Origin of the sequence: Rothia sp. HMSC066G07 (genome assembly GCF_001814485.1) — a bacterium.
Lineage (GTDB): Bacteria > Actinomycetota > Actinomycetes > Actinomycetales > Micrococcaceae > Rothia.
This window is the reverse complement of sequence record NZ_KV816922.1, coordinates 484,788-496,819: the sequence shown is the minus strand read 5'-3', so window position 1 is coordinate 496,819 and position 12,032 is coordinate 484,788. Positions and strand designations below refer to the sequence as shown.

Annotated in this window: 11 protein-coding genes; 4 read left to right on the top strand and 7 right to left on the bottom strand. The window is 61.9% G+C overall.

Annotation, left to right across the window (positions count from 1 at the left end):
- Positions 1–144: 144 nt before the first annotated feature.
- Together HMPREF2971_RS03640 and HMPREF2971_RS03635 are read right to left on the bottom strand one after the other, a co-directional pair.
- Positions 145–1,305, bottom strand: a complete 1,161-nt coding sequence (locus tag HMPREF2971_RS03640; RefSeq protein WP_070691386.1) for a sucrase ferredoxin — start codon at positions 1,303–1,305, stop codon at positions 145–147.
- Between the two features lie 112 nt (positions 1,306–1,417).
- Entirely contained in the window at positions 1,418–2,041 is a 624-nt protein-coding gene (locus tag HMPREF2971_RS03635) for a TetR/AcrR family transcriptional regulator (RefSeq protein ID WP_070691382.1), read from the bottom strand.
- Positions 2,042–2,198: 157 nt separating this feature from the next.
- Here HMPREF2971_RS03635 and HMPREF2971_RS03630 point away from each other — a divergent pair, with 157 nt between their 5' ends.
- On the top strand, positions 2,199–3,413 hold the full coding sequence (locus HMPREF2971_RS03630) for an ABC transporter permease (protein WP_246825027.1): 1,215 nt from the start codon (positions 2,199–2,201) through the stop codon (positions 3,411–3,413).
- A gap of 132 nt (positions 3,414–3,545) precedes the next feature.
- Here the strand turns inward: HMPREF2971_RS03630 and HMPREF2971_RS03625 are convergent, their stop codons facing one another.
- Positions 3,546–4,373, bottom strand: coding sequence for a UDP pyrophosphate synthase (locus HMPREF2971_RS03625; protein WP_070691401.1), 828 nt, complete (start codon positions 4,371–4,373; stop codon positions 3,546–3,548).
- A 290-nt stretch (positions 4,374–4,663) separates the two neighbouring features.
- On the opposite strand from HMPREF2971_RS03625, the gene HMPREF2971_RS03620 reads away from it, so the two are divergent.
- The 3 genes from HMPREF2971_RS03620 (at position 4,664) to HMPREF2971_RS03610 (ending at position 7,476) form a co-directional block, all read left to right on the top strand.
- Positions 4,664–5,056 (top strand): RNA-binding S4 domain-containing protein, encoded by a 393-nt coding sequence (locus tag HMPREF2971_RS03620; RefSeq protein ID WP_049362422.1) that lies wholly within the window; start codon positions 4,664–4,666, stop codon positions 5,054–5,056.
- Positions 5,057–5,142: 86 nt separating this feature from the next.
- Complete coding sequence (locus HMPREF2971_RS03615) at positions 5,143–6,606, top strand: MATE family efflux transporter (protein ID WP_083314073.1); 1,464 nt, start codon at positions 5,143–5,145, stop codon at positions 6,604–6,606.
- A gap of 213 nt (positions 6,607–6,819) precedes the next feature.
- Complete coding sequence (locus HMPREF2971_RS03610) at positions 6,820–7,476, top strand: NAD(P)H-dependent oxidoreductase (RefSeq protein ID WP_070691376.1); 657 nt, start codon at positions 6,820–6,822, stop codon at positions 7,474–7,476.
- 296 nt (positions 7,477–7,772) lie between these two features.
- On the opposite strand, the gene HMPREF2971_RS03605 is transcribed toward HMPREF2971_RS03610, so the two are convergent.
- The 4 genes from HMPREF2971_RS03605 to HMPREF2971_RS09435 form a co-directional block, all read right to left on the bottom strand.
- The gene (locus HMPREF2971_RS03605; RefSeq protein WP_070691373.1) at positions 7,773–10,277 is read right to left on the bottom strand and encodes a heavy metal translocating P-type ATPase; all 2,505 of its coding nucleotides are present in this window, start codon (positions 10,275–10,277) and stop codon (positions 7,773–7,775) included.
- A 207-nt stretch (positions 10,278–10,484) separates the two neighbouring features.
- On the bottom strand, positions 10,485–10,871 hold the full coding sequence (locus tag HMPREF2971_RS03600) for a hypothetical protein (protein ID WP_049341993.1): 387 nt from the start codon (positions 10,869–10,871) through the stop codon (positions 10,485–10,487).
- A gap of 29 nt (positions 10,872–10,900) precedes the next feature.
- Positions 10,901–11,116, bottom strand: a complete 216-nt coding sequence (locus HMPREF2971_RS03595; protein WP_044150011.1) for a heavy-metal-associated domain-containing protein — start codon at positions 11,114–11,116, stop codon at positions 10,901–10,903.
- 63 nt (positions 11,117–11,179) lie between these two features.
- The gene (locus HMPREF2971_RS09435) at positions 11,180–11,605 is read right to left on the bottom strand and encodes a metal-sensitive transcriptional regulator (RefSeq protein WP_012902717.1); all 426 of its coding nucleotides are present in this window, start codon (positions 11,603–11,605) and stop codon (positions 11,180–11,182) included.
- Between the last annotated feature and the right edge of the window lie 427 nt (positions 11,606–12,032).

The following is a 12,032-nucleotide window of genomic DNA, read 5'->3' as shown; positions in this document are numbered from 1 at the left end:
TAGCGTCCAAGTTTCGGGGCGCAGTTCAAAGGTGCCCGCCGGGGCTTTACGCTGTCTACATCATGCGCGGGTGCTAGAACTGGCTCTGCCTAGAGCTGGGGCAGGAGTTATAGCTGGCACGGGGCTTGTATCTGGTGCAGGGGGTTATAGCTGGCGCAGTGCGAGCAGCTCGCGGCTGAAAGCATCTGCGGGACCCTTGCCGCACGAGTTGGGGCGCGGCTCAAGGGTGACCCGCTCGAAGAAGGTGACCCAGGTGCGTCCGTCGGTGTGGGAGGTGAGTGCCGCCTCCATGGTGGGGTGCTCGGAGAAATCTTTAGGCGAGAACGCCGCAAAAAATTCAGGGGAGAACTCAGTGCTTGTCTCAACGTTCACATCGATGCCCGCCTCGCGGAGCGCAATGAATGCCTCCCGCCCCGATGTTTCACGTGAAACCAAACCTCCAGAGGTTACTTCTTCGCCCTTTTTCTCCAGCTCGAGGCGTACGGCAACCTCCGCCGCCTGCTCCACTGGAGTATCCGTGCTGCGGCCTCGCAGGCCGTGCAGCGACGGAATGGAGCGACCCGCCAGTGACAGGTACGCCGCCAGTGCCGAAGGCTCCGAGAGGCGACCGTAGGTGTAGCCGGTGGGCAGCATAATGCCGACCGGGGCAAAGCGGTGACCGCCCGTATGCGAGCACTCCCAGACCGCGTTTGCCGGCAGGATATCCGCCAGGTGCGCCGCAATGGGGCGACCGCGCAGGGCACAGCAGCGGTCACGCTTGGAGTGGGTGCACACGAGAATGGCGGGGGAATCAATGAGCTCCGCGCCGGTCACCTGAATCAACTCCTGGGGGTTGCCCAGGGGTAGGTCGAGGAGCTGCTCGGGGGTGCTCACGCTGAACGAGTAGAGCTTCTCTTCACCCGGGGTGCAGAGCGCGTAGAGCACCCGGTGGGTCGGGGTGCCGGATGTATCCGGTGCGCCGTGTAGCACGCGCCCCTCCCTACCCGGCTGGCGGATCAGCAGGAACTTCAGTCCCGCCTGCGAGACTGCCTCGCCCAACGCCTCCGAAAGCTCCTCACCGAGGGCGGAGCCGTCCAGCACGTCGCGACCCCACTGGCCCACGTGTTCGAGTGCCAGCCAGGCGGTGGCGCGTCCGGCGGTTCCACCGAGCGCCTCGTCGTCATAGAGGGAGCAGGAGTCTGTCGGGATGCTTGTGGCGCGGGTGCGTGAGGATAGCTCATCGGCGTGTGCGGCACGCAGGTTGTTCAGCTCGGCGGGGTTGGTGGCGCGCGGCTCGGGGGTTGCGGGGGTGCAGGATTCAGTCATGGTTCCTCGATTCTACGCCTGCGGGATGTGAATGACCTATGTTGCCCCTGCATGGTCTAAATGCTGAAAAACAACTGCTCAAGGGTGATTTTGGGGACTATTGGGCGGTCAACTATTCAGGAAGGAGCGCCAAAGCGACGCGGTAGAGGCGGTCCTTTTCCTCGGGGGCTCCGAAGAAGGAGCGGAGCATGTACCCCTGGAAGACCATCATGAAGGCGTCTGCGGTGTCGCGGGCGTAGTCGGTAATGAGCGCCTCCTGTTCGGGGGTGCGCTGCGCCGGATCGGGGTTGATCTCGTGTAGAACGCTGAGCTGTTCGGCTGCCCAGGGGGTGAGGGTCTTTACGATGATGCCCTGCAATAGAGGCATGGTGTCTGCGGTTGCCCTGGCGATTTCGGGTGCGTGGAGCGATTTGGCGCGGATGCGCAGCATGGCGGAGAAATTGTCGTTTACCAGCTGGTTCGTGTGGATGGTTTCGAGAATATCCTGGGGGCCTGCGCCTTCGGGGAGTGTTTCGTAGAGCTCCTTGACGTTGTTGAGGCGCTCGTTGATGGCGGTGATGAGGATGTCTTCTTTGCCGGAGAAGTGCGAGTAGATGGACCCGGAGGACAGTCCGGAGGCTTTGATGATGTCGCTCATGGAGGTGTTGGTGTAGCCCTTTTCGAGGAAGCAGCTAATGGCGGCTTCGATGATTTGGGCTCGGCGTGCGGCTTTGGTGGCGTCTGTTAGTCGGGGCATGGTTCCAGTCTAGGGGGTGGGGCTAAAGAACGCGTAAACACAACACTGATTCTTTTTGTGACTTTACAAACAAATAGCTATTTCGTTTGCACTCAGCAAAAATCGAGGGTAGAGTTCTGACTCGTAAACGAAATAAACATTTTGTTTGGAGATTCTTGTGAACAATGAAACTACCACCGCAGTCACCGCAGAGGCAGTGACCGCCGCAGCCCCTGAGCGCGCATCCCAGAAGATCGCGGCAAAGAGCATTGCAGAAACAAGCACGCAAGAAACCACCGACCGTTCCTCCTGGCTCAAGGTCATCACCACCTCCGTACTAGCATCCTTGGTGGTAGCACTCATCGTCCTAGCCTTCACCTGGCCCACCAAGACCATGGAAGCAAAGAACCTGCCCGTCTCTATCGCAGGCCCCGAGGTGACCGTCAGTCAGTTTGAACAGTCCCTCAAAGACCAAGGTATTGAAACCTTCGACTTGAAGCAGGCATCCTCCCGCGAAGAGGCTGAACAGCAAATCAAGCAGCGCGAAACCTACGGCGCAATCATCTTCACCGAAGGCGCCGCCCCCGAAGTGCTGACCGCACCAGCCGCAAACGCCGCAGCAACCCAGATGCTCAACGGTGTTGCCACCCAGCTGAACGCGCAGATTCAGCAGAAGGCACTCGCCGCTAAGACGGAAGCCCTCACCCAGGCGGTGCAGGCGGGCGGTGAACAGGGTGCGCAGGCCGCCGCCCAGCTGGAGCAGATGAAGGTGCAGGCCGAGCAGGCATCCGCAATGGCGGTGAAGACCACCGTCGTGGTACCCCTGAGTGAGAATGACTCCTCCGGTTCCGGTATCGCTATCTCCGCATTTCCGCTGGTCATTGGCGGTATTCTCGGCGGTTCCTTCTCCGTACTGTGCGTGAACGGCACCTGGCGCCGCTTCGCCACCGCAACCCTGTACTCCGTCATCGGTGGTGCACTGACCGCCCTGATTCTGAACGTCTGGTTCGGCATCATCCCCGGCGACTTCGCTACCCTGTGGGCTGTTTTGAGCGCTACCTACCTGGCTAATGCAGTTTTCATTGTGGGTGTGGGTGCACTGTCTTCGCCGCTGATTGGTCTCGCAGTAGGCGCGGTCATCACCATGTTCATTGGTAACCCGATTTCGGGCGCAAGTATGCCGAGCGTGTTCCTGCCCGGTGTGTGGGGGCAGATTGGTCAGATGTTGGTGCCGGGTGCTTCCTCGACTCTGCTGCGTTCCATCGCGTACTTCCCGGAGGCTGCAACGAGCGACCAGTGGCTGGTGCTTGGTTCCTGGATTGCGTTCGGTCTGCTGACCGGCGTGATTGGCTGGGCTCTCAAGGAGCGCCGCACCGCAACGGTGGAGGCATAACCACCGCGGGTTGGATAACCGGCGCAACGTAGCCGGCACAATATGGCCGGTACAAGGTAAGAAGGGTGTGCGCCGTGTTCACTGAACACGGCACACACCCTTTTCTGTCGGACTACCGACTGCTATTCGCTGTTACTGGTTGTCGAGGACGTACTGTTTGAACTTCTCGTCCCGGCGTTTGAATTCTTTGAGCTCATTCTCCAGGGCCGCCTGGTTCTTGGCGACGAGCGGCTTCTGGTACTGTGCCTCCAGGTCGTAGAGCTTCTGCGAACGGCCTACATCCTGATTGCACTGCGCCTGGATGGTGGCGATTCGAATTTCCTCTTCTGAGGGGGTGGTGCTCTGAGGAATGTTCTTTTCTTCCTTGACGGTCATCTCACTATCGGGGGTGAGGCCCTTGTCCTTGACGCATCGCTTCCATTCGTCGTCGAGGGATTTTTTGAGCTGTTGATTCCCTGCGGCATTTCGGGCATCGGTTTCCAAACGCCTATACGTGGCGGAGCCGAATGGTATCTCTCCAATTTGCTTCATCTCATCGCTGGCGCGCTGATAGCATTCGGTGCTGACATCCTTCCCAGGGTCGGATGAGGGCGCAGGGGCGGAGAGGTCCAGCGTATTCGATTCATTGGGCTCGTGGAGGCCGTATTTTTGGGCGCGCTCAACGTTCCAGATTCCGTAGGTCCTACCGAAGTTCCTGCCGGATCCCTCGGTGCGGACGAACATCTCATAGTGCTGCCCGTGTTCGGCAAAGCACTTTTTACGGGCCAGCTCAAGGGCTTTGGTGAAGTATTCGTCCTTGCCGGTGGTGTCGTATGCATCCAGGGGTAGGATCACCCGATCATTTTCTACGTCGAAAATAGCGCGGGCGCTTTCATCCTTCTCCAACGTGGGACCGAAAGAGCAAGAGGACAGCACAGTGCTGATGAGGGCAGCCGCCAGGAGCTTTTTCAAAGCTGACATGGTGTATATCCAATCTGTTACGGGGAGCCCGTGGCGTCGCGGCCACACCCCCCCGTAGACCACGCGAACTAGGTGGCCTTGAGAACACTTCTTGAGAAGGTGACTTAACAATACCCCTAGTGGATGCGGGTTTGCGCTCAATAGGCTGGTGCGTGCAGCAGAAAATTTTCCGCCGCGTGGCAGGTTCTGAGCCGGTTGCGGATTTGCCCGGTGAGATTACGGCGAAATTGCGCAGGATGGGTGGGTGCACCTGATTTGGTGCCCCGCCCGCCTCGCGCCACAATGAACACATGACCGCAGAAGACACCACCACACTAACCAGCGCCAGGCTCGACCTCTGGCTCTGGTCAGTGCGCATCTTTAAAACCCGCTCCCTCGCCGCCGACGAATGCAAAGGCGGCCACGTGCGCGTCAACGACGCCCCCGGCAAGCCCTCCCAAAAACTCAAAAAAGGCGACATCGTCAAGGTCCGCTACCCCGGCTGGGAACGCGTCTTCAAAGTCGAAAAGCTCCTCGTCAAACGCGTAGGCGCCCCCATCGCCGTCACCTGCTACGAAGACCTTTCCGGCCCGCGCCCCGCCTACCTCTCCATGCCCCCGGTCGCCAAACGCGAACGAGGCAGCGGCCGCCCCACCAAGAAGGAACGCCGCGCCCTCGACGAACTACGCGGCCGAGGCGCCTAACCGCGCATCTCGCGCGCCTATCTCGCAGAGTGCACCCCGCCCCGCGCGCAGGCACCCGCCGCCGCGGCGGGGAGTAGCCTAGAAGGATGAGCACACAGAAGCACCCTATTGCTGAACCCAGCGGCACCGAACCCGGCGCGCCCGCTAAAAATGCCGCGAATACCGCCGCGAGCCCCAGCACCAATGCCGGTACCAACACCGCCGAGCCTTCGCTGAACCGACGCATCCTCGCGCTCGCCGTACCCGCCTTCGGTGCGCTCATCGCCGAACCCATCTTCGTGCTCACCGACTCCGCCCTTATCGGCCAGCTCGGCAAAGCGGAGCTCGCGGGCATGAGCATCGCCGCCACGCTCGTCACCACGGTCGTGGGCCTCATGAACTTCCTCGCTTACTCCGTCACGCCCGCCGTGGCGCGCGCCTTCGGCGAGAAGAACCTGCGCCGCGCCTGGCAGATTGGCGTGGACGGCGTGTGGGTCGCCTTCGGCCTCGGCATGCTCCTCATGATCGCCGGATACGCCTTCGCAGACCCGCTGCTGCGCGGCCTCGGCGCGACCGACGAAACCATGAGCTACGCCCTCGACTACCTGCACCACTCGCTGTGGGGTATTCCGCCGATGATGATTATCCTCGCGCAGGTCGGCACGCTCCGCGGACTGCAAGACACCGTCACCCCGCTCAAAGTCGCCACGGTCGGCACGCTCGTAAACATTGTGCTGAACTGGCTGCTCATCTACCCGGTCGGCTGGGGCGTTGCCGGTTCGGCGACCGGCACCTCCCTCACCCAGTGGGGCATGGCTGCCGCGCTCGGTGTGGTCATGATGCGCGGCACCCGCGAACACGCCGTCCCCTGGGCACCCGACACGACCGGCATGCGTTCGGTGCTCTCACTCGGCTCCTGGCTCATGCTGCGCACCCTGTCCATGCGCATCGCCTCCCTGCTGACCGTGTTCGTCGTGGCACGATTCGGCACCGAACACACCGCCGCCTACCAGCTCGGCATGGGCGTATTTAACCTCTTCCTCTACGCCCTGGACTCCCTCGCCATCGCCGCCCAGGCGCTACTCGGCAAGGAACTTGGCGAACGCGACCTGAACGTAGAATCCGAGCGCGTGAAGGTGCGCCAGCTGAAAAACCGGCTGTTGCGCATGAGCCTCATCTACGGCGTCATCACCGGCCTGATCTGCCCGCTCATCGGTTTCTTCGGCTCCTGGATTTTCACGCAGGACGCGCAGGTGGCGTTCCTCTTCACCATCGCAACCGTCATCATCGCGCTCGGCCAGCCCATCGCCGCGTACGTGTTCACCCTGGACGGCATCCTCATGGGCGCGCAGGACGTGAAATACCTGGCAATCGGCTGCTTCATCATGCTGGTGATGTACGTGCCCGTCATGCTCGGCCTGCACTGGGCTGTCGGCAACGGCACCATGGATGCGCTCGCCGGGTATTGCGGCTTGTGGGCGGCTTATATTCTGTACTTCCAGGGAATCCGCGCGGTCATTTTCGGTCGCCGCGCCGCCTCGGATGTGTGGATGAAAGCCGGTGCCGAGTAGGGGCATCATAGGAGGTGCTGGGCAGGTGCGCTCTGGGCGCCTTGGGTACCAGCCCACCGGCTTCGTACACCCTGTAATACGACACCGGCAATACGGTCCCGCCGCTCGCGGGCGTATTTCCTGCGGGCGTAACTCGCCACATTTCCCGCCGCCAGCACCCTCCGCGGGTGTAGCATGACAGGGTATTGAAACCCTCATGCAAAGGATGAAACCGTGACCGTAACCCGCGAAGAAGCCCTCGAAATTTTCGCCCGCCGCCGCGCAACCCGCGCCTACGACCCCGACCGCCGCATCAGCGACGAAGACTTCGCCGCAATCCTCGAATTTGCGCGCCTGTCGCCCAGCTCCGTCGGCACCGAGCCGTGGAAGTTCCTGGTCATCCAGGACCCCGAACTGCGCGAAAAGCTCAAGCCGATCGCCTGGGGCATGGCGGGCGCCCTCGACGACGCAAGCCACCTGGTTGTTCTGCTGGCGAAGAAGGGCCTGCGCTACGACACCCCGTGGATGCGCCGCACCCTCGAAAGCCGCAATCTCACCGAGGAGCAGATGGAGGCCGCACTCGAACGCTACGGTAACTTCCAGAAGAACGACATGAAGGTCCTGGAAAGCGACCGCGCGCTCTTCGACTGGGCATCCAAGCAGACCTACATCGCCCTGGGTAACATGATGACCGGCGCCGCAATGCTCGGCATCGACTCCTGCCCCATTGAGGGTATGAACTACGACGCAGTGAACGAGCTGCTCACTTCTGCCGGCCTGTTCGACCCGGAGGAGTACGGCGTGTCCGTTGCTGTGACCTTCGGTTACCGTGCCCGCGAGATTGCCCCGAAGAGCCGCCGCTCCATCGAGGACCTGGTGACCTGGGCATAAGGTTCTGCCCGGTTCTCGGCGAGGTTTTGCCGGGCTGCTGAGCTCGTGCTGTTGAGCTCGGGCTTTCGGGCGAGGCGTTTGAGCCAGGTGTTCGCGCCTGGTGTTCAAGCTAGGCGCTCAAGCCGCCGCCCGTGAAAACTGAATATAAAGAAATGCACCGCCTTTACACGGGCGGTGCATTTCTTTATATCTTTTACCGTGCGAAAAGCACGGCGAGATATGCTTTTGAATTTTTCGTTTGAAATCGCGCGGTTTGAAATCGCACGCGGCAATTCATTCTGTACAACGGCAGAGCGCTACTTCCTAAACGCCGTCAGACGCATAGAATTCAGCACCACAAACACCGAACTAAACGCCATTGCCGCACCCGCAATCATCGGGTTCAGCAGGCCCGCCACGGCGACCGGAATAGCCACCGTATTGTAGGCGAACGCCCAGAATAGGTTCGACTTAATGGTGCGCAGCGTAGCGCGGGAGAGGCGCAGCGCCGTCACCACCGAGGCAATATCCGAGCGGGTCAGCACAATATCGGCAGCCTCCGCGGCAACGTCCGTGCCCGAACCCATCGCAATGCCCAGCTCCGCAAGAGCCAGCGCCGGGGCGTCATTCACGCCGTCGCCGACCATCGCCACGCGGTGACCGGCGGCCTGCAACTTCTCAACCACCTGCGACTTACCCTCCGGGGTCACGCCGGCGTACACGTTCTCAGCCGAAATGCCGACCTGCGAGGCGACCGCCTGCGCAACCTGCGGGGCGTCACCGGTGAGCAGGATCGGCTCCAGGCCGAGCTCACGCAGCTGTGCCATGGTCTCTGCAGCCTCCGGCTTGGGGGTGTCGGCAACCGAAATCATGCCGACCGGCTGCGGGTCGGGGGTGCTGTTCGGGGCTTCACCGTTCGGAGCCTCGCCGCGGGCGACGACCACGGTCGTCAGACCCGCCCGGCGAGCCTGATCCAGCAGAGCCAACTGGCCCTCACTCAGCTGCGCACCTGCCGCCTGCAGGTACTCGGGAGTACCCACAACAACCAGTCGGGAGGCGCCATTCTCGGTGCTTTCCTTGGCACCGTCACCCGCGCCGCTCAGCACGCCGCGCACGCCTCCGGGAACACCCTCAAAGCCGCTCACACTCGGCGCCGAAGCACCCTCAGCCAGCACACCCTGCTCACGGGCAAAACCGGCAATCGCGCGGGCAATCGGGTGCTCACTCAGCGCCTCCACGGCGGCGGCATCACGCAGAACAGACAGGGAACGCTCATTCTTGGAATCTGCGGATTCCGGCGAAATACCGGCAAAGTCACCCGCCGACTCATAGTCGTCAAAAGTGCCGTAGAACGCCACAGACATCTCACCAGTCGTCACGGTACCGGTCTTATCCAGAACCACACGATCAACCGTGCTCGTCGCCTCCAGCACCTGCGCATTACGAATCAAAATGCCCAACTGCCAGCCGCGACCCGTACCCGCCAACAGAGCCGTCGGAGTCGCCAAGCCCAGGGCGCACGGGCACGCCACCACCAGCACCGACACCGCCGCGTTGAACGCCGCCGCACCGTCACCGGACACCAGCCACCAGCCGACCAGAGTCAGCGCCGAAATCACCAAAATCACCGGCACAAACACCGCAGAAACACGGTCCGCCAGGCGAGCAATAGGAGCCTTCGTCTCCTGCGCGCTCGCCACCAGCTCACCCATCTTCGCCAGAGTCGTCTCAGCGCCCACGCGGGTCGCACGCACCGTCAACGAACCAGACGTATTCACCGTGGCACCCGTGACCGCATCACCCGGACGTACCTCCACCGGCACAGACTCGCCGGTCAGCAGGGACGCATCCACCGCGGAGGTACCCTCGACCACCACGCCGTCCGTGGCAATCTTCTCGCCCGGGCGCACCAGGAACAGGTCATCCGGCATGAGGTCCTCCACCGGAACCTGCACCTGCTTCGTCACGCCCTGCTTATCGGTGCGCAGCAGAGTCGCCTCCTTCGCGCCCATGCTCAGCAGGGTGCGCAGCGCATCCGAGGAGCGGTGGCGGGTGCGGTGCTCAATTGCGCGGCCAATCAGCAGGAACAGCGTCACCATGGACGCCGAATCGAAGTACAGCGGCGCATGGTGGCCGGTAAACATCGACCAGAAGCTGCCGCCCGCATGGTGCACGTGCGCCGTCAACGCCGGGTTCATGAGCAGCTGCGCCAGCGAATAGAAGTACGCCACGACCACGCCGAGGGACACGAGCGTATCCATCGTGGAGGAGCCGTGACGGGCATTGATGAGCGCGGCGCGGTGGAACGGCGCGGCGCACCAGAACGCGACCGGCGCGGTCAGAATCGCCACGACCCAGCCCCAGTTCGGGAACTGGAACGCCGGGAACATGGAAATCAGGAAGATGGGCACACCCAAAATCGCCGCATAAATAATGCGGTCAGTGAAGCCGCCGTTCATGCTCGGGGTGCTGTGCTGGTTGCCGCCGCCGGATGCGCTCGCGTTCGTTCCAGCGCCCGCGCGTGGCCCGTTCTTGAGGTGCGCCGTGTAGCCGGCATTGTTGATGGTCTCAACGATCTGCTCGTCGCTCACACCCTCGGGTACGATGACGCGCGCCGACTCCAGTGGCAGGTTCACCGCCGGGTCAACGCCGGGGATTTTGCGGAGCTTACGCTCCACGCGACCCACGCAGGATGCGCAGGTCATACCCTGAATATCCACGTGGATGATTCGGGTTGACTCCGTTGATTTTACGGTCGTTCCGGCGGAATTAAAAAGAGAGCGCTCACTCTGTAATGAGGGCTTCTGGAGTGTAGAAGACACAATACTTCCTCAAAACTCAAAAACGGGAGGGTAGAAAAAGGTACACACCAAGCCGGGGGAGGGGCCTCGAAGGACCCCGCCCCGGGCGGTGTTTGGTGCAGTATCAGGGGTGCAGCGTCGAGAGCGCGCGAGGGTGAAGCCACGGGTAAAACCGCGAGGCGGTAAACGCGGCGGCGAGCGTAGGGTTGCGGCTGTGAAAGCGGCGGCTTAGTGGTCGCCGGGCAGCCCATCCGGCCTGCTCGTATGCGGGCGAATACCGGTCACCTTCGCGCCACGATCAGACACACCGTAGGCACGTTTCACGGTAGCCCGCGGGAACGGCGAAGCGTTCGCCTTCTCGCGCGCCTTCACGCCCTGCTCGTGCTCGGCGGAACGCTTATTCGCGCTCGTGCCGCTACGTCGCGCGGCGCCGGACGCATCTTCACGCGCCGTATATTCGGGGCTCTGCTTCACCCACGAATCGACCAGCGCCGCATCCAGATTCATCTGCCTGGCAACGCGGGCAATCGCGTCGCGCAGGTGCATGTTTTCGGCGCCGACAAGGGTGCGGACCGCGCCAACAACCATCGCAATGTACTGCGGAGGGTAAGCCATGATGACTCCTAATCGAGCCGGCTGCCGTGCTAGACGGCGGGGGTGAAGCCAGCCTCGACGATGGCGTCTGCGACAGCCTGAGTGTTGAGGGTGCCCTCGTGCTCAATGGTCACGGTGGAGACGCCGTCCTTGACGACGTCCACGGTCACGCCGGTCACGCCGGGAACTTCGCTGACCTCTTCGCTGACGCTCATAGCGCAGTGGTTGCAGGTCAGGCCGGTTGCCTTAACGGTGGTGGTGCTCATGATGATTTCCTTTCGGTAATGGGTTGAAAACTTGGGTCCGCCCGGTGTTTAGGGGCAGCGTGTTTAGCTGCGCATGAGGCGCGAGATCGCGGCGGTTGCCTCTTTGACCTTGGCCTCTGCGATGGTCGGGTCGCCGGTGCGTTCGGATTCGACGGCGGCGCCGGTCACGCAGTGGCCGATGTGCTCTTCGAGCAGGTTCAGGGAGACGGCGTGGAGCGCCTTGGAGACCGCGGCAACCTGGGTGAGGATGTCGATGCAGTACTTGTCTTCATCGACCATGCGGGCGATGCCGCGAACCTGCCCTTCGATGCGGCGCAGGCGCTTGAGGTGCGCCTCTTTGTTGGAGGTGTAACCGTACTGGGTTTCGGGCGCCTCGCCACTGCAGCATGCGCCAGTGTGCGCCTCAGTGGGTTTTTCGGCGGGTGTGCCGGATGCGGTGCTGACCTGGGTGGATGTGCTGTGGCAGCACTGGTTGCTGGTGGTTTCCATGGCTCCAGTATATACCCTAGGGGGGTATACCGCAAGGGGGTGTTACGAGTTGTTACGCGGTATGGGTTTTCATGCCGAGACTTTTTACGCCGAGAATTTTCGCTATGGGGCTGTAACCCGTGCAGAATTTGTGCCATGGTTTAGCGTCTTCGACCATGGCTTTTAACTACGACTAAAGACACTAACCTATCGAAAGTTCTCCCGACCCGCCTCTATGAACGGCGGAAAGCCACATGTGTTTCGAGAAGCCACCAAAGAAGTGGCTTTTCGAAACACATGTGGCTTCTCAACCTAAGACCCACGGGGGCTGATTTACATGTCGGGCCAGTCACGGTGCAACGAATACTCCGTGTCCCCGTCACCGCTGTCGTTTAGATGCCAGCGCTGACCGGTACGAATATCGGCCTTACGTAGGCGCGGGTTCGGG